General features: G+C 53.5%; 24 protein-coding genes. 10 read left to right on the forward strand and 14 right to left on the reverse strand.

What is annotated here, in order from left to right; all coding sequences use genetic code 11:
• The first annotated feature begins 64 nt into the window (after positions 1–64).
• Positions 65–1,732, forward strand: a complete 1,668-nt coding sequence (locus ACJJH9_RS20605) for an amidohydrolase (RefSeq protein ID WP_444923856.1) — start codon at positions 65–67, stop codon at positions 1,730–1,732.
• Between the two features lie 22 nt (positions 1,733–1,754).
• Here ACJJH9_RS20605 and ACJJH9_RS20610 read toward each other — a convergent pair whose 3' ends face one another.
• The 4 genes from ACJJH9_RS20610 to rsmD all read right to left on the reverse strand — a co-directional run bounded on the left by ACJJH9_RS20610 (position 1,755) and on the right by rsmD (position 6,494).
• Entirely contained in the window at positions 1,755–3,392 is a 1,638-nt protein-coding gene (locus tag ACJJH9_RS20610) for an NAD-dependent malic enzyme (protein ID WP_444923857.1), read from the reverse strand.
• Between the two features lie 148 nt (positions 3,393–3,540).
• Entirely contained in the window at positions 3,541–5,259 is a 1,719-nt protein-coding gene (gene ggt, locus ACJJH9_RS20615) for a gamma-glutamyltransferase (RefSeq protein WP_444923858.1), read from the reverse strand.
• Between the two features lie 62 nt (positions 5,260–5,321).
• Positions 5,322–5,798, reverse strand: a complete 477-nt coding sequence (coaD, locus tag ACJJH9_RS20620; protein ID WP_252083870.1) for a pantetheine-phosphate adenylyltransferase — start codon at positions 5,796–5,798, stop codon at positions 5,322–5,324.
• A 96-nt stretch (positions 5,799–5,894) separates the two neighbouring features.
• Positions 5,895–6,494 carry a 16S rRNA (guanine(966)-N(2))-methyltransferase RsmD gene (gene rsmD / locus ACJJH9_RS20625; protein ID WP_444899485.1) on the reverse strand — a complete coding sequence of 200 codons (600 nt, stop codon included), beginning with the start codon at positions 6,492–6,494 and terminating at the stop codon, positions 5,895–5,897.
• A 268-nt stretch (positions 6,495–6,762) separates the two neighbouring features.
• Here rsmD and ftsY point away from each other — a divergent pair, with 268 nt between their 5' ends.
• From ftsY to trmB, 6 genes are all read left to right on the forward strand, one after another.
• Complete coding sequence (ftsY, locus tag ACJJH9_RS20630; protein ID WP_444885937.1) at positions 6,763–7,905, forward strand: signal recognition particle-docking protein FtsY; 1,143 nt, start codon at positions 6,763–6,765, stop codon at positions 7,903–7,905.
• A 40-nt stretch (positions 7,906–7,945) separates the two neighbouring features.
• Positions 7,946–8,632: a cell division ATP-binding protein FtsE gene (gene ftsE / locus ACJJH9_RS20635; RefSeq protein ID WP_252083868.1), complete on the forward strand. Its 687-nt coding sequence runs from the start codon at positions 7,946–7,948 to the stop codon at positions 8,630–8,632.
• Positions 8,613–9,629 carry a permease-like cell division protein FtsX gene (gene ftsX, locus ACJJH9_RS20640; protein ID WP_444923859.1) on the forward strand — a complete coding sequence of 339 codons (1,017 nt, stop codon included), beginning with the start codon at positions 8,613–8,615 and terminating at the stop codon, positions 9,627–9,629. Before ftsE ends, ftsX begins: the two co-directional genes overlap by 20 nt.
• Before the next feature lie 237 nt (positions 9,630–9,866).
• Positions 9,867–10,721 (forward strand): RNA polymerase sigma factor RpoH, encoded by an 855-nt coding sequence (gene rpoH, locus ACJJH9_RS20645; RefSeq protein WP_252083866.1) that lies wholly within the window; start codon positions 9,867–9,869, stop codon positions 10,719–10,721.
• Positions 10,722–10,823: 102 nt separating this feature from the next.
• The gene (locus ACJJH9_RS20650) at positions 10,824–11,201 is read left to right on the forward strand and encodes a DUF423 domain-containing protein (protein WP_444923860.1); all 378 of its coding nucleotides are present in this window, start codon (positions 10,824–10,826) and stop codon (positions 11,199–11,201) included.
• A gap of 63 nt (positions 11,202–11,264) precedes the next feature.
• Positions 11,265–12,056, forward strand: a complete 792-nt coding sequence (gene trmB, locus ACJJH9_RS20655) for a tRNA (guanosine(46)-N7)-methyltransferase TrmB (RefSeq protein ID WP_444923861.1) — start codon at positions 11,265–11,267, stop codon at positions 12,054–12,056.
• 90 nt (positions 12,057–12,146) lie between these two features.
• Here the strand turns inward: trmB and ACJJH9_RS20660 are convergent, their stop codons facing one another.
• On the reverse strand, positions 12,147–13,151 hold the full coding sequence (locus tag ACJJH9_RS20660) for a hypothetical protein (protein ID WP_444923862.1): 1,005 nt from the start codon (positions 13,149–13,151) through the stop codon (positions 12,147–12,149).
• A gap of 202 nt (positions 13,152–13,353) precedes the next feature.
• On the opposite strand from ACJJH9_RS20660, the gene ACJJH9_RS20665 reads away from it, so the two are divergent.
• Positions 13,354–14,250 (forward strand): outer membrane beta-barrel protein, encoded by an 897-nt coding sequence (locus tag ACJJH9_RS20665; RefSeq protein WP_444883185.1) that lies wholly within the window; start codon positions 13,354–13,356, stop codon positions 14,248–14,250.
• Between the two features lie 89 nt (positions 14,251–14,339).
• Here the strand turns inward: ACJJH9_RS20665 and ACJJH9_RS20670 are convergent, their stop codons facing one another.
• A complete protein-coding gene (locus tag ACJJH9_RS20670) occupies positions 14,340–16,256 on the reverse strand; it encodes an ABC-F family ATP-binding cassette domain-containing protein (protein ID WP_444923863.1) in 1,917 nt (638 codons plus the stop codon).
• A gap of 109 nt (positions 16,257–16,365) precedes the next feature.
• On the opposite strand from ACJJH9_RS20670, the gene ACJJH9_RS20675 reads away from it, so the two are divergent.
• On the forward strand, positions 16,366–16,866 hold the full coding sequence (locus ACJJH9_RS20675) for a TIGR02444 family protein (RefSeq protein ID WP_252083860.1): 501 nt from the start codon (positions 16,366–16,368) through the stop codon (positions 16,864–16,866).
• A gap of 179 nt (positions 16,867–17,045) precedes the next feature.
• Here the strand turns inward: ACJJH9_RS20675 and ACJJH9_RS20680 are convergent, their stop codons facing one another.
• The gene (locus ACJJH9_RS20680; protein WP_444923864.1) at positions 17,046–17,984 is read right to left on the reverse strand and encodes a hypothetical protein; all 939 of its coding nucleotides are present in this window, start codon (positions 17,982–17,984) and stop codon (positions 17,046–17,048) included.
• A gap of 455 nt (positions 17,985–18,439) precedes the next feature.
• Here ACJJH9_RS20680 and bamJ point away from each other — a divergent pair, with 455 nt between their 5' ends.
• Positions 18,440–19,228: an FKBP-type peptidyl-prolyl cis-trans isomerase gene (gene bamJ / locus ACJJH9_RS20685; protein ID WP_252083858.1), complete on the forward strand. Its 789-nt coding sequence runs from the start codon at positions 18,440–18,442 to the stop codon at positions 19,226–19,228.
• A 212-nt stretch (positions 19,229–19,440) separates the two neighbouring features.
• Here the strand turns inward: bamJ and rsd are convergent, their stop codons facing one another.
• The 7 genes from rsd to ACJJH9_RS20720 all read right to left on the reverse strand — a co-directional run bounded on the left by rsd (position 19,441) and on the right by ACJJH9_RS20720 (position 24,455).
• The gene (rsd, locus tag ACJJH9_RS20690; RefSeq protein ID WP_252083857.1) at positions 19,441–19,908 is read right to left on the reverse strand and encodes a sigma D regulator; all 468 of its coding nucleotides are present in this window, start codon (positions 19,906–19,908) and stop codon (positions 19,441–19,443) included.
• Positions 19,909–20,084: 176 nt separating this feature from the next.
• Positions 20,085–20,774, reverse strand: a complete 690-nt coding sequence (locus tag ACJJH9_RS20695) for an LrgB family protein (protein ID WP_444923865.1) — start codon at positions 20,772–20,774, stop codon at positions 20,085–20,087.
• Entirely contained in the window at positions 20,764–21,159 is a 396-nt protein-coding gene (locus ACJJH9_RS20700) for a CidA/LrgA family protein (protein ID WP_444923866.1), read from the reverse strand. The genes ACJJH9_RS20695 and ACJJH9_RS20700 overlap by 11 nt, the downstream gene beginning before the upstream one ends.
• Before the next feature lie 46 nt (positions 21,160–21,205).
• A complete protein-coding gene (locus tag ACJJH9_RS20705) occupies positions 21,206–21,697 on the reverse strand; it encodes a disulfide bond formation protein B (protein ID WP_252083854.1) in 492 nt (163 codons plus the stop codon).
• Positions 21,694–22,296 carry an acyl carrier protein phosphodiesterase gene (locus ACJJH9_RS20710; RefSeq protein WP_444923867.1) on the reverse strand — a complete coding sequence of 201 codons (603 nt, stop codon included), beginning with the start codon at positions 22,294–22,296 and terminating at the stop codon, positions 21,694–21,696. Before ACJJH9_RS20710 ends, ACJJH9_RS20705 begins: the two co-directional genes overlap by 4 nt.
• 62 nt (positions 22,297–22,358) lie before the next feature.
• On the reverse strand, positions 22,359–23,942 hold the full coding sequence (gene gshA, locus ACJJH9_RS20715) for a glutamate--cysteine ligase (protein WP_444923868.1): 1,584 nt from the start codon (positions 23,940–23,942) through the stop codon (positions 22,359–22,361).
• Between the two features lie 81 nt (positions 23,943–24,023).
• The gene (locus ACJJH9_RS20720) at positions 24,024–24,455 is read right to left on the reverse strand and encodes a hypothetical protein (RefSeq protein WP_252083851.1); all 432 of its coding nucleotides are present in this window, start codon (positions 24,453–24,455) and stop codon (positions 24,024–24,026) included.
• Positions 24,456–24,464 lie beyond the last annotated feature (9 nt).

Here is a 24,464-nt window from a genome sequence, read left to right on the forward strand (position 1 = left end):
TAGTCTCGCTGAATTTTTCCACAGTGGAAAATTGAGGGGATAGGGCAAATCCGTGGGAAGCTATATGCGTTTATTCAGTTTGCTATCGATTCTTTTGCTCCTCTCCTGTGATCCTCTAGAAAAGAGCGTGGGCTTCATTCCCACCCCAAGCAAGCCCGCTCAGTTAATTGTCCGTAACGCCACTATTTATACCGCGGATAAAGCCCGATCTATTGCTGCGGCGATGGCAATCAGGGGTGGGCGCATTGTCTTTGTCGGCACTGAAGCAGGTGTTGAAGCTTATATTGGCGGGGATACTGAAATTGTAGATCTGAATGGTAAGCTGGTTTTACCTGGCTTTTTCCAAAGGGCAAAAATTCGGGGGGCGGCATCCAGAATCAACTTATTTTCTGGAGGCTCCATTGAAGATTACCGTTTGGCGGTAGCGCGTTATATTCGAGAGAATCCGCAACAGCAAGTGATTGTGGGTGATGGTTGGAATTTGCAGGCATTTTCTGCTGAGCCTCCGCACAAAGGAATTCTCGATCAAATCAATGACCTGATCCCGATTATTTTATTTTCTTCAGATCGAAACAATATCTGGACAAATTCAGAAGGTCTGGCTGCCGCAGGAATTAATAACGATAGTGTGAATCCTCCTAATGGATTTATAGAAAAAAACGAACACGGCATTGCTACTGGTTGGTTGCGGGGTCCTGGCGCTGTCACATTAATAGAGAAATTGATCCCGCAGGACATAAACGGAGATTACCGAAAAGACTTGCTCAGTATGCAAGATTTAGCGGTTAGTAATGGTGTGACAAGTCTCTATGATTCCGTTGTTGTATTAAAAGATGAGGAAGGCCAAAAGCGTTATTTTGATCAAATATTCAAAATTGAACCCATGGGTTTTCGCGTGCTGGCCTCAATGGCGGTTAGTACAGATTTTGCCGACAGAGATTTTAGTTCGTTGCAGCAAAAGGTTAGTCAAATAGCAATCGATGACTTTAGGCTGACTTCGATAAGTTATATTGGATGGTTGCCGGAAAATTTAAGGGTGTGGATCACTACAGAACCAATCTCAAGGACTTCTGGTTCGATTAAAGAGGTTATTAGCTTGGCGCAAAGGGCTAATGCTCACCAATTTCCCATACAGATTTTAGTCTCTGGAGAAGAGGAAACTGATAAAGCTTTAAATATACTGGAAAAGTTGGAGGGGGACGACACCAAAATACGCAATGCAATTGTTAATGCTTTTTTAGATAAAGAGTCCACTCTGGATCAGCTTTCCCAGATGCATAGTGCTGTATTTATGCAACCAAAAAATATTTTCCTCTTGCATAGGGGCCGAGAAGGTTCAACGGAGGGCAGAAGTTTAAAGGGCGGAGAAAAATATATTCCCATGAGTGTATCTTTATTATCTTCTGACCCCTCTCAGATTAGTGGCATGTTGGATCCAATGGCGGTTATTTATCGGGGGTTAAATCTAGGAATTTCTATTTATGACCTAGTTGAGGCTTTTACAATTAATGCTGCCTATTCCGGGGGCTTGGAAAAGGAAACGGGCAGTATCGAAAAGGGTAAGTGGGCTGATTTTATTGTTTTAGATAGAAATATATTTAATGTTTCTAAAAATCAGGTTGGTGAAGCCAAAGTGATAAAGACTTTTTATAAGGGACGCTCGGTATTTGATCGAAAATCTTTAAGAAATTTAGGTGATGAACCAAGATCAATACAGCTAGACACCTTCTGAACTTTGTTGCATTTGGTTAAATTCAAATATAAGAAAGATATTCAGCTTTATAAGTATGTTTTTCTATAAATTCTAAAAAATCTTTTGGCGGCTCCAGTACACTGAGCCCAAGTTCAAAGATTTTCTTGCTGACTTTTGCGGCTGTATTTTGGGATATTTCTAAAATTTTTGACTGTGGTGGAAACAGACAGCCCTGCTGCAGCAGATCTTGACCGACTTGCTCAGCAACTCCACGGGCGGCCTCAATAAATAGTGAGTCGGGCACACGTTTAGCACTTGTTGCATAAATTGCCATTGCTACCGCGGGGAATATATATAAATTATTCGCTTGGCCTGGCAAATAGGTTTTTCCATGCAGTGTGACCTTGGGGAATTGTACGCCGGCGGCATAGATGGCTCGGCCCTGGCTCCAACTGTAGGCCTGCTCCGCACTGCATTCGGCATGTTTGGTTGGGTTGGACAGAGCAAAAATAATGGGTCGCGGGTTGTGTGCGGCCATAGTTTCCACGACTTCCTGGGTAAATAATTGGCCAATAGTACTGACGCCAATCAAGGTGGTTGGCTTGTGAGTTTTTATGGCCTCCAATAATTGTGAAGTTGGGGATTGGTCGTGTGCGTAGGGGCGCTGGAAGTCGAAAAGGTCTTCGCGACTTTTTACCAGTAGTCCCTTTTCATCGAACATAATAATGCGGGCTTGGGCCTCTTCCCTACTGAGCCCCTCATTGACCAGTTCACTCACAAATAAATCCGCAAGCCCTATGCCGGCAGAGCCGGCACCGGCGAAGAAGATTTTTTCATCCTTTAACGAGCCCTGTTTGATTTTCAGGGCGTTGATCATGCCGGCCAGGGCAATGCCCGCAGTGCCTTGGATATCATCGTTATAGCAGCAGGCCTTGTCTCGATATCGTTGCAGCAGGTGGACGGCGTCACTACCGGTCCAGTCCTCAAAGTGCAGACAGCAGTGTGGATAGCGCTGCTGAACAGTGTCCACAAATTCATCCACAAAACGGTAAAGCGTCTCAGTATCCGGGCGTTTACGACGCAGGCCTACATAGAGAGGGTCTGTGAGTACTTGTTCATTATCGGTGCCGGCATCTAAAAAGAGTGGCAGTAAATGCTCTGGCGGTACGCCCCCGGCGGCAGTGTAAAGCTGCAGTTTACCAATGGGGATACCCATGCCATTCGCGCCGATATCCCCGAGCCCCAGAATTCGTCCGCCATTGGTGACACAAATAAATCGAATGTCCCGGTCCGGCCAGTGAGACAGGGAGTCGGCGATACTGCCCTTCTGTGCAATAGACAGATAGACACCCCTGACCCTGCGCATGATATGGCTGAACTTGGTACAGGCTTCGCCGATAGTGGGGTCGTAAATGATTGGAAGGAAACGCACCGGATCGGACATCACCACTCGGTAAAAGAGCGTCTCGTTGGTATCCAGCAGACCGGTCAGGTAGACAAATCGATCGATATCGGAATGTTTGTGGCTCAGCTGCATCATCACCCGCTCTACCTGGGTTTCGATGGTTTCCAGAGCGTAGGGAATCAGGCCGTTAAGGCCAAACTTGTTGCGTTCCACTTCTGTAAAAGCAGTGCCCTTATTGGTGCTGGGGTCGTGTAGGAGTTCGATGCCAGTGGCATCTACTTTGCGGTGGTCCAAGAGGGGCCCTCCAGTTGCTTACGCTAGCTAGGGGGAAGTATGGACCACTCTAAAGAAGGGGCACGCTATCCGGAAAGCTGGTTTATGAATGGCAGCTTTCTAGGGGGGATGGTTTTGAGGAGGCATGCAATATGCCTCCTCCAGAAAATCAGTGCCCCAGCGCACTGCCTTCCCGACGGGGGTCGGCACCGCCGTGGAGTGCATTGTTTTTTACCGCGATTGCATGAATGCCACTGTTGAGATCGCGCTCGACGACCTCGTGCCCGCGTGCCCTGAGTTTATTGATGGTGTCTTGGCTAAAGAAACCGGGTTCAAGTTCGACACGCCGCCCGATAGCGCCAATGTTGCCGGCTGCGATGGCATCGGCAATGGGCATGTTCAGCCCCAGGTGGTAGAGAATGGTGCGGGCGGTGTAGTCGATAATACGTGACCCCCCGGGTGAGCCCACCAGTAGGCGCAGGCTGCCATCTTTATTAAATACCACCGTTGGCGACATGGAAGAGCGAGGTCGTTTGCCGGCCTGGATACGATTCGCCACCAACTGCCCTTTGGCTGTTTTTGGGGTAAAGGAAAAATCGGTCAACTGGTTATTCAGCAGAAAACCCTTTACCAGCAGGCGAGAGCCAAAGCCCGTTTCGATGCTGCTGGTCATGCTGACGCCATTGCCGTAGCGATCCACAACGACCAAATGGCTGGTGTTGGGCATCTCAGGTGATTGGGCCGTGAGGCGCTTGGTCGCCCCAGTGTTCGGATTGCCGGGCTTGGCTATGTTGGCTATGTCAGGGTCAATTAGGGTCGCACGTTCGCTCAAGTAAGCGGTGGATACCAAAGCCTTACTGGGCACTTTGATAAAATCTGAGTCGGCCGAATAGGTGTTGCGATCGGCAAAGGCCAGTTCTGAGGCTTCGATAAACAAATGGGTGAGCAGGTCGTCCCCGGCTTCCATTTCAGCGATGGGAAAAGCTTGCAGCATGCCCAAAATGCCGCCCACGGTGGTGCCGCCCGATGAGGGGGCATCCGCACCACAGATCTGGTATTCGAGAAAAGCGGAACAGAGGGGCTGGCGCTGTTTGGCCCGATAATTGGCCATATCCTCAAGGCTGAGCAGACCGGGGTTTTCAGTGTCGCCGCGAACGGCCTTGACGACCGCTTCGGCGATCTCTCCTTTATAAAAAGCGTCCGCACCATCGCTGGCAATCATGCGCAGGGTGCGGGCATATTCCGGATTCCTCAGCCGGTGGCCCACCGGCAGGGGCCTGCCGTCGCTGTCAAAGAAATAACTGGCGATCGCCGGTCTTGCATCTACATGGGGTAGCCTGCTCAACAATTTGTGCAGACGTGGAGAGACTTCAAAGCCGCTTTCGGCTAGCTGGATGGCTGGCTGGAATAAAACTTCCCATGGCAGTTTGCCATCGCGCTGGTGCGCCATTTCCAACATGCGGATGACGCCAGGGACGCCCACTGAGTAGCCGCCAATAACCGCCTGCATAAATGAACGCGGTCTACCGTCGTGCATAAAGTAGTTTTCATCCACCTCTGCCGGAGCGGTTTCCCGGCCATCGTAATAGCGCAGCTGTTTATCTTTGGCGTCGTAGCTCAGCATAAAGGCGCCACCGCCAATACCCGATGACTGGGGCTCCACCAACCCGAGCACCAACTGAGCGGTGATGGCTGCATCCACGGCACTACCGCCCTGCGCGAGGATTTGTTCGGCGGCGCGACTCGCGTGGGGGTTGGCGGTCACCGCCATATAGGATTTGGCCGTGGCAGACTTGATTGCACTGCGGCCGGTATCGACTTCCGGTTGCGGCTCATCGGCCATGGCCGGAGATAGAACAAGGGCGAGAGCGAGGAGAATGTGACGCACGAAACACTCCGCGGATTGTGGAAAAATCCGCTCGAGTGTATCAGAAATAACCAATTCGGGAGTTAGCGGAATTTCTCTTCCAGTGCCGCTTGTACAGCACTTGGAACAAATTTTGTGACATCTCCACCGAGAGAGGCAATTTCTCTAACTAAAGAGGAAGAAATATAGGACAAGTGTTCTGCTGGGGTCAGGAACAGGCTTTCCATATTCGGCGCCAGTTGGCGGTTCATATTAGCCAGCTGAAACTCGTATTCGAAGTCGGATACTGCGCGCAGGCCGCGTAGAACCCCGTAGGCATCCACCTGGCGCACCAGGTCAGCCAGTAGGATATCGAAGCCGATGACTTCCACATTGGGCAGATGGCCGAGTACGCGCTGGGAGAGCTCCACCCGCTCATCCAGGGTAAACAGAGGATTCTTTCGATTACTGGCGGCTACGGCCACGATGACGTGGTCAAACAGGCGACAGGCCCGCTCCACCAAATCGAGATGACCATTGGTGATTGGGTCGAAAGTTCCGGGGTAGACAACTTTTTTCATACGCCAAGGATAAATGCGGGCTGAAAGGGATGCGAATGGTAAACAATTTACGGCTAAGGCTCAAAACCGAATGCGTTAACCTGACCCGCTGACCGGTCAGTGTTCAGTGGTTGCATCGGAGTTATTACGAAACAGTCGCATACAGACCTGACCAGCGCGCTTTTCCTTGATTAACGACCAGTCGTTCGCAGCAGAAATAACAATGTCTCGGGGTGTCTCGATATAAATCAGAGCACCTTCTGAGAGCCTGCCAGTGAGAGCGCCGAGACTCTCCTGCCACAAATCGTCTGCAAAGGGCGGATCGATAAAGACAATATCGTAAGGCTTGCCGCCACCGACCAAAAAATCTGCTGCCCGGCAGTTATGCACCTCGCCATCTGTGGCTTCGAGTAGCTGGAGTTGCTGGTTTAGGGTGCGTGCAGCCTGGGGATTCAGTTCGACGAAATCCACTGAGGCCGCGCCACGGGATAGAGATTCCAGACCCAGGGCGCCGGAGCCGGCGAAGAGGTCGAGGCATTGTGCGCCAGGTAGGTGAAACTGCAACCAGTTGAACAGGGTTTCGCGCAGGCGATCGCCGGTAGGTCTCAATCCCTCAACCGGCGCAAATTGCAATTTGCGCCCGCGCCACTGCCCTCCGATGATACGCAATTGGGAAAGGGGCTGTGTGCTTTGCTTGCGCGATGAACTTCTGGCCAAGGTAACTCTCTACTGGGGGCTTAGCGATGCTAAGATTAGCGTCTTTCTGCAAGCGGTACACCCGGATAAACGAATGATCTTTGATTTCCTGCGCAAAAAGAAAAAGCGCAAGCCCGAACAAAGCGAGCCCCAAGGGGAGCAGGCCGAAGCGGTTGGCTCACCAGAGGAGGCCCCGGCGGAAGAGTGGCAGGAGCCATCTGTCACCGATAAAGAGCCCGCTGCACCCCAGGAGGCCGCTGCCGAGTCAGCAGAGGCGCTCGCTCCAGAGATGGAACAAGCGACTGCTGATGTGCAGGAACCTTCCACAGAAGCTGTTGAGCCGTCGCCCGCTAGTACAGCCAATGCGCAGCCCGAAATTCCGTCTAGCCCTGAATCTGAGTTGCCAGCCGATACTGCAGCAGCAGCGTCAGAACCGGCTCCTCGGGTTCAGGAGCCAGCGCCCAAGCCCACCCCCGTGCAGGAAAAACCCGTAGCGAAAAAGAAAGAGGGTTTCTTTGCACGTATTCGCCGCGGGCTCAGCCGCACCAGCAATCAGTTTGTCGAGGGCATGGGCAACCTGTTCCTCGGAGCCAAAGAAATCGATGAAGATCTGCTGGAAGAGCTGGAAACCCAGCTGCTGATGGCAGATGTGGGTGTCGAGGCCACCAGTGAAATTGTTGAGCGCCTCACTGAGCGCGTCTCACGTCGCGAGCTGGCCGATGGGGATGCGCTCTATAAAGCGCTGCAGCAAGAGTTGGCAGAGCTGCTCGACAGTGTCGACGCGCCTTTAGTGTTGGATACCAGTAAAAAGCCCTATGTGATTTTGGTAGTCGGCGTTAACGGCGTTGGTAAGACCACCACTATTGGCAAGCTGGCGCACCGTTTCCTCGGCGAAGGCAAATCGGTGATGCTTGCCGCCGGCGACACTTTCCGCGCCGCTGCGGTAGAGCAGTTACAGGTTTGGGGACAGCGCCACGATGTGCCGGTGGTGGCTCAGCATACCGGTGCGGACAGCGCCTCGGTAATTTTTGATGCCGTGCAGTCGGCCCAGGCCCGTGGTATTGATGTGGTGATCGCCGATACAGCCGGCCGCCTGCACACCAAGTCCAACCTGATGGAAGAGTTGACCAAGGTGCGCCGCGTAATGGGCAAGCTGGATCCCAGCGCTCCCCACGAGGTGCTATTGGTGCTGGATGCCGGCACCGGCCAGAATGCAATTAACCAGGCTGCGCAATTCCGTGAGGCGGCCGGTGTCACCGGCCTGGTACTCACTAAGCTTGACGGCACCGCCAAGGGTGGCGTGATCTTTGCTCTGGCGCGGCGTTTCGGTATTCCTGTGCGCTTTATCGGTGTGGGTGAACAGGCTGAGGATTTGCAGCCGTTCCGCGCGCGCGAATTTGTCTCGGCGCTGTTTGGCCGCGATACCGCTTGATCGCCACTAAACCCTCTTAGGGAATAACAAGAACAAAATCGTGATCACCTTTGACAATGTGAATAAGCGCTATGCATCGGGGCAGGACGCCCTGGTGCGTATCAGCTTGGAAGTCCCCCGCGGGGATATGGTGTTTCTCACCGGCCATTCAGGTGCGGGTAAGAGCACACTTTTGCGGCTGTTGACCGCCATCGAGCGCCCCACTAAAGGCTCGATTTTGGTCGCAGGGCAGAATCTCAACCGCCTGCGAAATAGCCAGATCCCCTATTATCGCCGCAACCTGGGTATCGTTTTTCAAAACCACCAGCTGCTGTTTGATCGCAGTGTGTTCGACAATATCGCTCTGCCACTGGCAGTGGCCGGCTGCAGCAAACGCGAAGTGGGCCGTCGGGTGCGCGCCGCTCTAGACAAGGTAGGCCTCCTGGACAAGGAGAAACACAATCCCATTACCCTGTCTGGAGGGGAGCAGCAGCGGGTGGGTATCGCCCGCGCAGTAGTGAACAAGCCGGCGATCCTGGTAGCGGATGAGCCTACAGGTAATCTGGACCCTCAGCTGTCACAGGAGATCATGCAACTGTTTTCCGACTTTAATGCTGTGGGCGTCACTGTACTGGTGGCAAGCCACGACCTGGAATTGATAGCGCGCATGCGCCGGCGGGTATTGACCCTGCAAGCCGGTCAGTTGATCTACGACGGAGTCCCGAGCCGTGAAGCACACCCAGTCTAGAGCCCAGCGCCCGGCGAGCAGTGGCATTGAAAAGCGCCCGCGTAGCAGTGGCGCGGTGGCTGCTCGCACCGGTATTTCGGATCGCTGGCAGTCCTGGCTCGACCACCATCGCCAGGTAGCGCGGGAATCCCTGCGTCGTTTTTTCGCTACGCCCATGGCTAGTGCTATGACCGCCCTGGTAATCGCTATCGCCCTGGCTCTGCCCGCCGCTTTGCAACTTGGGTTGGCAAATTTTCAGCGCGCTGTGGCCGGCTGGGATGGCCAGCCGCAGATTTCAGTATTTCTCAATAAGAGAGCGCAGAAAACGGCAGTAGACTCCTTCGCCGCCAAACTGCGCAGCGACCCGGCCATCGCAGAGGTGACTTATATTTCTCCGGAAGCGGCGCTGGCGGAATTCGAGCAGGCATCCGGGCTCGGCGACCTCCTGGTGGGGCTCGATGCCAACCCTCTGCCGGCAGTATTGCTGCTGCGCCCGCGAGATACCCATAACAGCGAAAAATTGCAGCGCATTGTGGATAACCTACAGGAGCACGCCCTGAGTGACTCGGTGGTGCTCGATCTGGCCTGGGTACAGCGCCTAACCCAGCTGACGGAGCTGGGGCAACGGATGTCCGCAGGGCTCGCGCTGCTGTTGGCGCTGGGGGTTATCCTGGTGGTGATCAATACGATTCGCCTGCACATTGAGAGCCGCCGGGAGGAAATCCTGGTGGTAAAGCTTGTAGGTGGCACAAATGCTTTTGTGCGCAGACCTTTCCTCTACAGTGGTCTCTGTTATGGGGCTTTTGGCGGACTGCTGGCATGGGCTCTGTTACTGGGGGCGGTGTTGCTATTGTCCGGGCCGATCTCAGGCCTCTCCTCCAGCTACGGCAGTAATTACAGCCTAGTGGGGCCCGGTTTCAGCTATTTTGTTGGCCTTATCGGTGGCGCTGCTTTGCTTGGGCTGCTGGGGGCCTGGTTGGCGGCGGGCCGTCACTTGCGCGAGATCGAACCCAGCTGAGATGAGTGTTTACACGCCTTGGTTTAGCCAAGAAGCGTAAAGCTGTAGCGAATTGGGGAACCTAGGTGGGATTTGGTCCCTCTAAACGGCTGCAATACAAGGGAATACGGCAGTTGGCGGCGGACTTTCTTAACCGCTCGTGCAAGTGCTACACTGAGTCCAGCCTGTTGCCGGATAAAGTGTCCGACGACAGCGGCCGCTGGAATCGGCCGACTAATAATGAGAGGAGAAACCTGAATGGGAACCAGCCTACAGCCAGTGCATACGCTGTCTCCGGGCGCCAACCTGGGAGCTTACATCCAGACCGTCAGCAGCTTCGATGTGCTGTCCGCGGAGGAAGAAAAGCGCCTGGCAGAAGACCTCTATTATCGCGAAGATATTAACGCGGCCCGCCAACTGGTCATGTCTCACCTGCGCTTTGTCGTACATATTGCCAAGTCTTATTCTGGCTATGGACTCAACCAGTCGGATCTGGTGCAGGAAGGCAATGTTGGTCTGATGAAGGCGGTTAAACGCTTTAACCCCGAGAAAGGGGTGCGTTTGGTCTCCTTTGCGGTGCACTGGATCAAAGCGGAAATTCACGAATTTATCCTGCGCAACTGGCGCATCGTAAAGATCGCTACCACCAAGGCACAGCGCAAGTTGTTCTTCAACCTGCGTGGTCAGAAGAAGAAACTGGCCTGGCTGAGCAACGATGAAGCCAAGGCGGTGGCTAAAGATTTGAATGTAGATGTCGCCCAGGTCCATGAGATGGAGGGCCGCCTTGCCGCTCATGATGCCGCATTTGATGCGGGGGTGGACGACGATGACGACACCGCCTGGCAAGCGCCGGCACACTACCTGGAAGACCGCAGTTATGACCCGGCAGCTCAATTGGAGCGGGATAACTGGCAGGAAACCAGCTTCAACAGTCTGGCCAATGCTATGGAGCAGCTCGACGAGCGCAGCCGCGATATTATCCAGGCACGCTGGCTGAGCGAGGAGAAATCCACTCTGCACGAGTTGGCAGATAAATACGGAGTCTCCGCCGAACGTATCCGTCAGCTGGAGAAGAACGCCATGAAAAAAGTGCGTGCGGCTATGGAGGCCTGATAGCGCACTTTGGCAGTTCGGAAAAAACCGCGCAGCAGCGCGGTTTTTTTATTTCTGCGATGCATGGACCCGCTTCGTCGGGCGCAAAAAAAGGGATAAGCCATGGCTAAAGTTTACCTTCTACTCGCCGCATTATTTGGCGCCAGTGGCGTTGCTCTCGGTGCCTTTGGCGCACACGGCCTGCGTGGCAAGGTCGCCGAGCCGCTATTGGAAGCCTACAAGACCGGTGTGCAGTACCAGATGATCCACGCCCTGGCGCTATTGGCTGTGGCGCTGCTGATACAGAATTGGGGAGAACGTCTGTCACTCACTCTGAGCGGCGCTTTCTTTGTATTTGGCTTGGTGTTTTTTTCCGGTAGTCTCTACGCCCTTACCCTGGGTGGGCCGCGTTGGCTGGGGCCGATTACACCGATTGGTGGGTTATTGATGATCGCCGGCTGGGTGATACTGTTTATTGCCGCCGTGAATGCCCCTAAATAGCCGGGCTGTCGCCTATCAAAACCCGAATAAGAGAAAACCGATTCGCATAAGAGGTCGCGAACAATGCAAGACGAATCCGCGGAAGAGTTTCCCTACCGCACCGAGTACAAGAAAAAATCTATCCGCAGCTACGTGATTCGTGCGGGGCGGATGACTGAGGGGCAGCGCCGCGCCTTTGATACTTACTGGGGAAAATATGGTCTGTCGCTCTTCGATGGCCCTCTGAATCCAGTTGAGGCATTTGGCCGTGAGGCTCCGCTTGTGTTGGAGATCGGTTTTGGTATGGGCGACTCACTGCTCGCCATGGCCCAGGCCGAACCGGATAAGAATTTTATTGGTATTGAGGTGCATCCTCCCGGTGTGGGTCGGCTGATTAACAATGCCGGTAAAGCCAGGATTGATAATCTCAAAATTTATATGGCCGATGCGGTGGATGTTTTGAATGACTGCATTGGGGATGGCATTCTGGACAGGTTCCAATTGTATTTTCCCGATCCCTGGCATAAGAAGAAGCACCATAAGCGCCGCATCGTGCAGCCGCAGTTTGTGCGCCTGATTTGCAGCAAGCTGAAAACCGGCGGTGTTATGCATATGGCTACGGACTGGCAGAATTATGCCGAGCATATGCTGGAAGTGTTGCAAGCGGAGTCGCTGCTGGAAAATACCTCCTCCAATGATGACTATGTCGAGCGTCCAGAGTGGCGCCCGGAAACCAAGTTTGAGCGCCGCGGCCAGCGCCTTGGGCACGGTGTCTGGGATCTGGTGTACCGCCGCCTGCCCGGAGAAGCTCCCGCCCTGGCGTCGAGCGAAGAGACAGTTGAAAAGCCTTCCAAGCCGGCACCGGAGGTCGAATAACATCCAATTTTCCACTTGGAGAGTTTTAGCAATAAGCGCCGACTGTAAGTCGGCGTTCTCCCCCACCTACGGCAGTACCCCACCCTTTCTTTAAACGTACAGCTGCCAGTTCTTCTTGAAAGATTCCCAGCGCTGTTTGTCTGCGGTGATACGGATATTTCTTACCGAGTTTTCGTTGTAGTACATCCAATCCGATAACACGATATTGTTTTGGCTGCCGGCGTAGTAGCGCATGCGGAAGCGGCGAATATATTGGTTGGGTATTGCCAGGAAGGCTACCTCACGACCGGGGGTGACGTTGGCGACCTCAACGCATTCATGTCCAGTTTTGTCGAACTCATAGACAAATCCGGCGATGGCTTTATCCACCCTGTCGGTTTGGTGCAGGTAGTAGTAACGCACCGGACAGTAAGTTTTGTTGTGCCAGGCAAAGCGCGCTACCACGTTGGGATCGTCAGTACTGGATATCACCTGGCAGGAAGCGCCGCTACCGAGATGGGGGTCGTGGCGGTTGTTGTTATCCATTTTTGGAAAAAATCCCCCTGACTGCCACAGCATTTGCGGCGGCCGGGTATCCCCCCGGTACAGGCGCCCCGGTGTCATATGCAGGTTGAAACCCGAGCGGCTAAAGCGATAACGATACAGATTGAAAGGGATGTCATTGTGGTTCTGAATATTGCCCAGAGCCAAAGGTTCTGACAATGCGGCTTCACTGGCCTGGCGATACCAGCAATAGGCGCCGCCCAGCAATGTGGTAATGGCGTTTTGACGTCGCTGTATTCCATCCGAGGTGAGCTGTTGTACCGGGTTAGAGGGATTGAAGCCGGTCAACCAGGTATACATTGCCTCTATAAGGCTTTGGGATGTGTTGGATATGCGGGTGTAATCCAGAGTCTGGATCAATGCAGCCTGAGTCACTAACTGATCAATTCGGGTTAGTCCATCTTTACTGCGGCTGTACTTCCAACTGCAGCGAGAATTCCGTTGAAAATCGGTGGCGTATTCTCGAATAGTTTTTGGTGGGCGGCACGAAGTTTGAATCAACTCTGGGCGAACCAGGTTTCTTACGTAGTTATCTATGTTTGGCGCCAGCATCGGTTAACTCTCCGCTGTTTATAAGTATATTTTTTATTTCCCGTCTATGATTTTCATATTGGGCGCGGCATTAAATAGTAGTTTTATTAAAAATGCAGAACAAATAACACAAAGATAATAGAATTAATTTGAATTTAAAGTAGTTAATCAAATTAATAAAAATTGAAAGGGGGGTAGTTTTAAAAAGATTTCGGTGTCAGTAATGGGTAAATGCCATACTTCCATTTCAATCCTCTGCGGTGTTGTATTGCTTTTTTCCGTCAGCAATGTTTCGGCCGATTTTGTCGGTACCCTCAATCTCTATGCCAATGGCGGTAAATACTGGTTTAACAGTGACCGTTTAAACGGAACTCCTTTTCACGGATTGACTTTGCAGGATACCACCGGTGGTGGTGGCGGCCTGGGATTTAATATGACCAATTACTGGGCGATGGAGGGGGTGGTCGATTACTTTATTGTTGGAGTGGATGATTTTCCCGAAAAACTCGAGATTTACAATTACCACCTGGACCTCCTCTACCAATTTGGTGGGCAATTCTGTGGTGATTTTTGTTGGCAGCCATATGTGGCTTTTGGCGTTGGCGAGATGCGCATTAATTATGATAAAGCGCCGAAAAAACGTTACAGGAGATATTACACGGACGAGGATGGGATAGAACGTTACGACTGTAAATATCGGTATAAACACGGTTATAAATATCCTGACTGGCACCCCTACCGGAGATATCTGTGCAACTGGCATGATCGCCAAACCATGGTCAATCTCGGTCTGGGGATAAAATATAGCCTCGGTCCCCGCTGGCAGGCCCGTGCGGATGTGCGACTTTTTCAGGGGGTGGATCACGGTGGGTTGGATGGTTTTGCCAGCGTTGCGATTGGCTACCAGTGGATCGAGTACCCGGACTTTTGGTACGACGAGGATGCGGACGGGATTATCGATGCAACCGATCAGTGCCCACAGACCCCGGTAGGTGTGGATGTTGGCCCCGATGGCTGCCCCATGGATATCGACTTTGATGGCGTGCCGGCCTATATCGATCAATGCCCGAATACACCGGTCGGTACCGCCGTGGATGAATATGGCTGTATTCGCAGATAGCTAATGCCTTTTTATAGGCTTTCTGGGTAGGAGCCTGGAGGGCAGTGAAGATGCCCTCCAGGAGCTACTTTGATAGACAAACGGTCGAATTACTCCCCGCGCAACTGCTCAAGTTGCTCAGAAATTTCCAACCACTCCATTTCCAGAAGGTCGAGAGCTTCGCGATATTCGGTTTGCTCTTTATTGAGACGTGCAATTTCATCTTGCTGACCTCCCATGTAGAGTTGCTCATCGGCCAACTTGCCTTGAACTTTTTGAAATTTTTCCTCTGTTGCAGCCATTTGCCGCTCAATATTTTTTAATTTATTGGTTAGGGGTTTTAGTTGTTCTCGCAAGGCGGCAGCGGCACGGCGTTGGGCCTTTTTATCTTCTGCAGGTTTTTCCTGATTATCACCGCTTTCTACTGATTTTTCCTCACGTCGCTTTTCCCGGTTAAAACCCAGTAGCCACTGTTTGTAGTCATCGAGGTCACCGCTATAGGGTTCCGCACGACCATTTGCGACCAGAATAAATTCATCGGCGGTATTGGCGAGTAGATGGCGATCATGGGATACCAAAATAACCGCACCGGGGAACTCAGCCAGGGCCATGGTAAGAGCATGGCGCATTTCCAGGTCTAGGTGGTTGGTGGGCTCGTCGAGCAGTAGTAGGTTGGGTTTTTGCCAGGCGAGGATCGCCAATGCCAGGCGGGCCTTCTCTCCACCAGAGAAGCCGGCTACGGTTTCAAAGACCCGGTCGCCAATAAAGCCGTATCCGCCGAGGAAGTCGCGCAGAGATTGCTCACTGGCCTCGGGACTCAGTCGTTGCAGGTGTAATAAAGGAGAGGCCTTGCCATCCAGAGCTTCGAGCTGGTGTTGGGCAAAATAGCCAATAGCCAGATGTTCGCCACACTGGCGCTCACCGCTCTTGGGGGCAAGCTCGCCGGCGAGGGTTTTAATTAGCGATGACTTACCCGCGCCATTGGGACCGAGCAGGCCGATACGGCGGCCGGGCTGAATACCCAGTTGTACTTTCCTCACGACCACTTTGTTGGCATAGCCGATATCAGTTTCGCGCAGATCGATCAGCGGATTGGAAGTTTTATCCGCAGATGGCAGGGTGAAGTGAAAGGGTGAGTCCACATGGGCTGGGGCGATTTGTGCCATGCGGTCCAATGCCTTTAAACGACTCTGAGCCTGTTTGGCCTTGCTGGCTTTGGCGCGAAAGCGCCGCACAAAGTCTTCCATGTGGGCGCGTTCGGATTGCTGTTTTTCGTATTGTATTTGTTGCTGGGCTAAGCGCTCGGCGCGTGTGCGTTCGAAAGCGCTGTAGTTGCCGCTATAAAGCACGAGCTTTTGCTGTTCAAAACTGACAATGCCATCAACCACTGCATCGAGGAAATCGCGATCATGGGAAATAATTAACAGGGTGCCGGGAAAACGCTGCAGCCACTGTTCCAGCCAGAGGGTCGCGTCTAGATCCAAGTGGTTGGTGGGTTCGTCCAGCAGCATCAAATCCGCAGGGCACATCAATGCTCTAGCCAAATTGAGGCGAATGCGCCAGCCACCGGAAAAGCTGCGCACCGGGCGCTGTTGCTCCGCGTGCGCAAAACCCAGGCCGTCGAGTAACTGTGCGGCACGCGCGGGCCCGCTATAGCCGTCGATGCTGGCCATACGCTCGTGCAGCTCGGCCAGTTTGTGGCCATCGGATTCCCCGCTGGTCTCAGCCTTTGTGAGCTGGTCTTGCAGGTTGCGCAGTTCCTGATCGCCGTCGAGTACATAGTCGAGGGCCGACTGATCGCTAGCTTCCACTTCCTGGGCCATATGGGCAATTCGCCAGCCGCCGGGGATATCCACCTGTCCAGCGTCGCTTTCCAGTTGACCCAGTAGCAACTTAAACAGTGTTGACTTACCACAGCCATTCGCGCCGATAATTCCCACCTTGTGGCCGGGGAATATACGGCAGTCTGCACCGTTTAGCAGGTCGCGCTCGCCTCGATGCAGGGAGACACCTTGCAAATTAATCACTGGAAAAAACCTCTTATGAACAGGCCGATGAATGCTAGGCTATTCGACGTATTTGTACGTATTCGCCGCCGCTTGAGCGCGCCGAACCGCAAAGGGCCTGGATTTTAACGTGACAGATAGCACACCTCCATCCTCTTCCAAGGAAAACCCACTGTGGCAGTTCAGTCTGGACTTCTATCGTCATCAAGGGGTTGAAGACTTCTTGCTCGACTGTCAGGACACGAAGGGGGCCGACGTGTGTTTAATGCTTTGGGCTAGCTATGCAGCGGTTTGTGGACACCAGTTGAGTGAGGAGGGGTGGCGTGTGGCTGATCGCGGTTTGGCACCGCGTCGTAGAATGATTATCAGTGTACGCCACCTGCGTCGCTTACTGGGGCGCTTTCGCCCTCATACAGTGCGCGTGTATGAAATGTGTAAGCGTTATGAATTGAACTTGGAACGCTTGCAGCTGGCGGCACTTTGGAAAATTTGCCTGGAGGCATGGCCGGGAGATAAGCCTGCTCTACAGCTTGCGGGACAGCAATATGGGCTTTTACAAAAAGATCAGGTTCACTGGGCAGGTCTGATTGAGAGTTTTATGGCTTCGGTCGAAAATCTGGATGCCGTCTGAATTTTTCAGGCAGCGGCTTTAGCAAACACAGTGTGCAGCCAACAAAATTGGAAGGTTTCTACCTATAACCTACTACCAATCCCATACTTCCAATAAATTACACCGTAATGGACTGGCTACTTGGCACCCACCTTAATAGAACCGGCCGGGTGCCAATGTTTACAAAATATTAGGAGCGCCTATTCGCCACGGTGACCCTCTGTGGAAAACAGGCTATTGGCCGGTGTAGTTGGCGTAATCGATGGTGCTGGTGGAGTTTGCTCCAGTGGTTTTTGCTGCTCTTCAGATGCCAGGTTCTTTGCTTCTTCAGTGGGTTTTTCCTGAATTTTGCTTTCACTGGGTGCGGCTTGCTTGGGTTTTTCCTGTTGCGGCTTTCCTTCTTTGGCCTTTACCTGCTCAGGTTTAGCAACTTCAGAAGTTTTTGTCGCTGTTGCGGCTTTAGTTTGGGTTGCTTTCTTGCTGGCGGGTTTTGCTACTTTTTGCTTGCTCGCGGTGGTAGTTTTTGCCGGCTTGGTAGCGGTTTTCTTTGTGCTACTAACAGCTGCCTTCTTAGACGGTTTAGCAGTGCTAGCCTTTTTCGCAGCAGCTTTCTTTTCGCTGGCTTTTGCTGCTACCGTCTTTCTCGTAGATTTTGCCGTGCCAGCTTTTACAGACTTACCAGAGGTTCTACTGGCGGCTTGCTTAGTGGCGGTGGGTTTTTTCGCCTTAGGTTGAGTCTTAAGCAGCTCTTTTTCCGTTTTTGCTGCGACTTTACGTACGGTTTCCGCCGCTTTGAGCTCTGCTTTGGCTCTGGCTTGCAGATACTTGGCGTCGGCAGCAGCTTGCTTAGCCTGTTGAAATACCTCGTTAAATTTCTCTACATTGCTTTTAGCGGTTTCCACACGCTTTAGGGCTGCGGGCGTCTTGGTGGTTTTTGCCTTAGCGCGGGCTTCACCCAGCTTGTCCTTTGCCTTACTCAGCTTGTCTTTTGCTGAGGTCAGGTTTTTTCCGGCCTTGAGTACCGCTTTGCCGGCATCGGTGATTTTCTTATTGCGGGCTTTGTCCAGTTTTGCGGCGAGTTTGGAAATTTGTGCTTCCAGCTCTGCAACCGGATTGACAGCTTTTGGTTTGGCAGCCATGAGTAAATGTCCTGACGTTTATTATCGATTGGCACTTCCGGATAGTGCGCTCTTCTTCCTTTAAATACGATGGATACCGCTCTAGCAAGAGATATGCGCACTGCGCACTGCCCCAAACTGAAAAGCACTTCAAACAGTCCAGAACAATAACCGGTTACTGGCCGATAATAGCGCTGTTTTTAAAAAAAATGTATGCCGTGTACTGCGAAAAAAGCGTTGTCTGCAGATTTTTTGTGAAGCGGCTGGAACCTGCAAGGGGAATGTGGTGTCCTGCACAGTGTGCGCGTCATCAGTATGCACTGGGAGTCGCCTTGGGTTAGACTTGGGCGCACTGGCGGAAACTGTGCGCCTGGTGGCTTAGGGCCGGAACAGAGTTGCTTGAAATACCGCTGTTGGCGTTGGACCAAGGTCAAGCGCGAATCTATAAACGCAATACGGACAAAGAGACAACACCCATGAATAAATACCCTTTGGCTGCAGCAATTGCCCTTGGCCTGGCGCTGACCGGCTGTAACGAACAGGGACAGAAGCAGGAAAAAGAAGTTGCCCTGGACACTCAGGAGAAGAAGGTCAGCTACATCATTGCCGAAGACATGGCTAAGCGCCTCAAGGCTCAAGATGTGCAGCTGGATCCCAAAGTGGTTGCGATGGCACTGAACGACGTTGCCAGTGGCCGCGAGGATCGCTTGTCCGATGAAGAAAAGCAGCAGACCATTGCCGCTTTCCAGGAGCAGATGCAGAAGAAACAGCAGGAAATGCTGGCTCAGCAGGAGAAAGAATTTAAAGAGAGCGCCGACAAAAATATGCAGGAAGGCAAGACTTTCCTCGAAGAGAACGCGAAGAAAGATGGTGTAGTCACCACTGATTCTGGCCTGCAGTATAAAGTGATTAAAGAGGGTAGCGGCAGCAAGCCAAGTGCTACCAGCACCGTTGAAGTTGATTACAAAGGCACCCTGATTAACGGTGAGGAGTTCGACAGCTCTTACGCGCGCGGTGAGCCGGTTCAGTTTCCGGTAAACGGGGTAATCAAGGGCTGGACAGAAGCTCTGCAACTGATGAAAGAAGGCTCCAAGTGGGAACTTTATATCCCCTCTGAGCTTGCTTACGGTCCCGGTGGTGCAGGCGGTAAAATTGGCCCCAATGCCACTCTGATTTTTGAAGTGGAACTGCACAAAGCAAATGTTGCTGGTGATGAGGGTTCCGAGAAAAAAGAAGAAAAGAAAGAAGAAGCTCCATCTGAATAATCTGACTTTTCGAACTTTACTGAAAAAGGGCGCCAATAGGCGCCCTTTTTTTGTGCTTGAATTTATTTCACTTGGCTACCTGGTTTTATTTAAAGATTAAATGCATTCGCAGATATATTCCGGCTAACTGGTCGTCAGCCGGCGAGTGAAGGCGAGCAGAAAATAGGAGTCCCTGGGCAAAGAAAAATTGCATGCAACAAGAGGCGGCTGTGCTAGGCGATCCGATTTTTGTGAGCGGTGTGTAACAGGGCGATCATTCTATCTTCGGAGCTAAAGCGGGTTTCTAGCGCCTCTCCCAGTTCGGACAGATCCGGTGCCAGGCTGGAAAGGTCGTCCGTCTCCAGATATTTATCGTTGAAATCAACGGCGATATCTGTAGTCCTATCGATATCATCGTAGAGTTCACAAGCTTTTTGCAGACCTTGTTTATCATCGAAGGCCTGCCCCTCACGCATCAGTTGTTCATAGACCTCAAAATGACCGGCCGACACATAGTCCACCAGCAGCTGGCATAGCTGACGGACTCGGTCTTCGGTTTCGGGGTCATCCTCGCTGAATTCCTTTTTTTCGGAGAGGTGGTAGAAACTCACTAATAGGTTTTGTCGTGACTGAAGCCAGCGGTCAATAATTTCGCTGACACCACCCCAGCGCTCCCGCGCCGACTTGCAATTTTCCAGCATCGCCAAGATGTCCTTTTGTTACTGTTGCTGCAGTGGCAGCTTATTAGCTTTTTGCTGATCTCGAAGGCCCTTAGGAAGATAGGAGATTCCCCCGCCGGCAGCAAGGAGTCAGGCGCAAAGTACGTCAGAATGCTGTGACGGCTGTGTAAATTTCACTGCTCGCGTCGGCAGGTGACTCAGGGGGCGATAATTAGCGGTAACAATAGCGCGCTTAAGGCGCCACAGAGTCCCATAGCGAGGGCGGCACAGGCGCCACATAGCGCACTGATTTCCAGTGCGCGCGCCGTGCCCACGGCGTGGGCATTGATACCGAGCACCACGCCGAGAATCCGCTCGTCGCGAATACCTAGGCGGCGCACCAGCGGTGGTCCGGCCAGGGCTCCTACTACGCCGGTGAGCACCACGATTGCTGCGGTCAGGCTTAAGCTCGCGTGAACTTTTTCGGCAATTGCAAGTGCGATGGGTGTGGTAATGGATTTTCCACTAAGGGCGAGTAGTACAGACTTCCCCACTCCGAGTAACAGTGCGATCCCCACAGCAATTGCTGGGGCCAATAGGGCTCCGATGGTGATGGTTACCAGCAGGGGCCAGCCAGCGCGGCGAATCACTGTCAGGTTTTGTTTCAGCGGTACGGCCAGCGCGACTACGGCCGGACCCAGTAAGACGTAGAGTAGACCGCTGGCATCCTGGTAGTCGCGGTAGGGAATATCCAGGCTATAGAGAGCTGCGAAAACTAGCAGACTTGCCGTGATTATCGGGTGTAACAGTACCGTACCCGTGCGTCGGTACAGCAGTACCCCAAACCAGAAGGCACCGCAGCTCAATGGCAGGGCAAACAGCGGGCTGTGTAGTAACTCACTGCTCATTGTTGTGCACTATATCGGTTTTTCTGAGTAGGCGGCGCAGCAACAGAGTGCACAGCGTAAGGCTGATCAGGGTGCCAAAAAGAATTGCGGCGAGCAGGCCCAGCCAATCGGATAAGGAGAGATCGCGCAGAAAGAAGACCCCAGTGGCGGCGGGTAAAAATAGCAGCGGCAGTAAAAAGAGCAGCTGTGCACTGACTTTTGCCAGGCCGCGGGGCACGCTACCGTAGACCATTAGGCCCACCAGTAGCAGCAACATCCCCACTACAGCACCGGGCACCGGTAGGGCGAGCGCCTTTCCGATCAGGCTACCGAGCCGTTCGCAGCCAAACAGGATTGCGATACCGAGCACCCAATGGGCTAGCTCGCGTAGGGATGGTGCTGTCATTGGCAAAGGGCAGCTCCGCTGAGCCGCGGTTTAGTGTCCGGTTGATTCAGGCTTTGCGAAATGCCTGCCAGCCGCCAAATAGGATCAGTCCGGCAAAACCGATAGCGGACCAGCCGGGGATACTTAGGCCCATCATGGTCCATTGGACTTCGGCGCAGTTGCCGTCGCCGGTGAGCAGTGCCTTGAGGACATCGGCCATAGGAAAGACCTCCATCATGTAGCTGACACTGGGTCCGCAGGCGGGCACCTGGCCCTCCGGCAGACTCTGCAGCCATAGCTGGCGCCCGGCAAAATAGAGGCCGCCCAGAGCCCAAATGGAAACCAGCAACCCATAAACGCGCCGGCCGATCGTTGCAGGATTGTGCAGGAAGGCTATGAGAGAGACCAGTCCAATGCCAAGTAACATCACCCGCTGGGTAATACACAGCTTGCAGGGCTCCAGGCCCCGAGCGTACTCCAGATAAAATGCGGAGCCGAGCAAAAAGACGACAATTAGAAATACCAACAGAAAGGTAATGCGCGGGTTGGGTAAGGTCATGGTTTATCGGATCCTGAATAGTGCTGCCGAAAGCGCTGGGCTTCGAGATTCAAGTCGGTTAGTAGTTTATTGAAATTGTTTTCCAGTTTTGCCCGCCCGCTACTGAGCTCAGGCAGTATTTCCTGCAGCGCAACCGGTTGGCGCAGGCGCTGACCTACCCGCTCCAGGGTGAGGCCGATGATGCGTTCCTCGCGGTAACTCTGCAGTAATTTAATTTGCTCGGCACGGGCCATAAATGCCCGTGCCTGCGGCGGAATATACCGGCTGTGGCTGCGAAAGTCTCTCCAGCACTGGTCGCAAAATTCTTCCAGGCTCTGTGGATGCCACTCCTGCCAATGCTGTGCCAACAGATGGTCGAACCAGATATCCAGTGCGATACCGGCATAGCGGCGCCAGCTGGGATTCAACTGCGCCAGGGCCTCACGATAAGAGGCATTGCTGTCGGTGCTGGCATCAATCCGGCGGTGCAGTTTGATACCGGCCTCAATGGCCTCCGGTCGCTCGCCTTTGAGTGGACCCTTCACAAAATCTCCGAGCAGCCCACCCAGGCGCCAGCGGGTGTCGGGACCAGAAAGCAGCAGGTGGGCGAGATAGTTCATGCGCTCAATCCCTATGGGGCAGATATCCGGACCCTGCGCCGGTGCTCTATATTTTGCCAGGGCTAGCCCTGGCAACACATATATTGCGCGTAGTAGTGGCTGAGGAATTCCTCGAAGGAGCCCTTGTCCTCCGCTTCCACGCGCTTTTGTCTGAGCAGGGACTCCTCGGCTTCACGAGAGAAATCCCGCACCGACTCGCTGTCGAGAGGGCGCTCGAGAAAGTAGCGGCGATGTTGCTCGGCTTTGTGCATAGCCCAATGGTAGAAGTTCAGGTTTTGCTCCTGCATTTCAGCCAGGATCTGCTGGGCCGGGGTGGGTATCTCCCCTTTGACCTTGGCGCGCTGAACTCCTACGGCACTTCGGTACTGGTCGCCGCCCCAAGCGCTGTCGAGCAACTCGGCTACAGTATCCACCTCTCCGAGTAGCTGGGAAGCCCACTCACTGAGCTCCCGTTCGCTTCCGTTGCAGCGCAGCTTGAGACCGGGCTCGTGGCCGCGATAGACGATACGCTGTTGGTTTTCCTGGGTCGAACGGTAATCGACCTCATCGGTCTCCGGGCTCTCTGTCAGCAGGCAGTGCAGCAGGAAGCTGTCGATAAAGCGCATTTGTTGCGCATCAATGCCCAGCGGCATAAACGGGTTTAGGTCTAGGCAGCGCACCTCGATATATTCGACCCCGCGATTATCCAGTGCCGCCAGGGCGGTCTCACCGCGTTTGGCGGGATTTTTTGGCCTGATCGGTGAATAGAATTCATTTTCGATTTGCAGCACGCCGGCGGAAAGCTGCTGATACTGTCCATCGCTATCCTTAACTCCAAGCTCGTTGTAGGGGCCATAGGGCCGGCTAATCGCTGAACAGAGCGTGGACAGGTAGCTACGCAAGTTGTTGTAGCAAACCACCAGAGACTGCTGCACTTCGCTGTTGTAACCCAGGTCGCCCATGCGCAGGGAGGTGGCGAAGGGAGCGTGTAGGGTGTGGCCGTCGCCGTTAAAAGCTTCGAGCTTATGCTGGCGTCCTTCGACAAAAGAGGAACACACCGCAGGTGCGGCTCCAAACAGGTAGATCAGCAGCCAGTAGTTGCGGCGGAAATTACGGATCAGGTCGAAGTAGCGGCGGGTCTTGAATTCGCACAGGGCTTCACTGCTGCCCTCGAACTCGTGCAGCCACAGCCAGAATTCATCCGGCAGAGAAAAATTGTAGTGGATACCGGCGATGGTCTGCATGGCGCGGCCGTAGCGCAGGCCGAGTCCCAGCCGATAAATGGTCTTCATAGTGCCGCTGTGGGAATCACCGTAGCGGGCCACCGGGATATCGCTATCGGCGCCGATAACACAGGGCATGCTGTTGACCCACAGGCGCTCGTCTCCGATCTGGCTGTAGGTAAAGCGATGAATGCGGTCGAGAATCCGCAGGGCTTCCTCCGGGGTAGCTACCGGAGGGGTAATAAATTCCAGCAGTGCCTCAGAAAAATCGGTGGTGATGCTCTCGTGGGTCAGCGCGGAGCCCAGTGTCTGCGCGTGTGGCGTCTGCGCCAGGGTGCCGTCGTGGGCGACTCGCAGACTCTCTTTTTCCAGGCCGCGACGTATGCCCTTGAGCAGTTGCACGGGTTTGGCCTGGGATAGGGCAGCCAGGTGGGGAATAGGCACTCGAATCTCCTTGGTACTACCGGAACTCTTTCTTGTTGTCGCCGTTGGGGCTACTTGTGCCGGTGCTAAAAGAATCTCCGCTCAGGCGGCAGACTCCGATTCCGATTTGTGCTCGCCGGGTTGTGCGGGCGTCTCATCCGGGGTTTGTGCTGGCGCGACCTCAGGAGCCTGTTCCGGGGCCACTTCCGGCTCTGGCTGTGGTTCCAGCTCGGTGGGCTCTGCAGCCGGGATCTCCTCTGGTACACCGGGCTCGATCTCCGGATCCTCGGGCGCCGAAGATTGCTCAGCGAGAGCTTCTTCCGGTATCAGTGGCTGGGCCTTGGGGTTCAGCGCACACTGCAGCAGTTCGATACGCAAGCCGACATCACGGGTATTGGCCTCGAACATCTGGTTGATGGCGACATCTTTATGCTCGCTGCGAAACAGTTTGTTGGGCTCGCGGCCATCAAGCCATTCGCCGCTTTTGCTCAGGAACTGCTGGTGCTGGTTTGTCAGCACATACACGTGACTCATTGTGTTGGG

The sequence above is a fragment of the Microbulbifer mixtoriginis (SeqCode) genome, assembly GCF_052466715.1.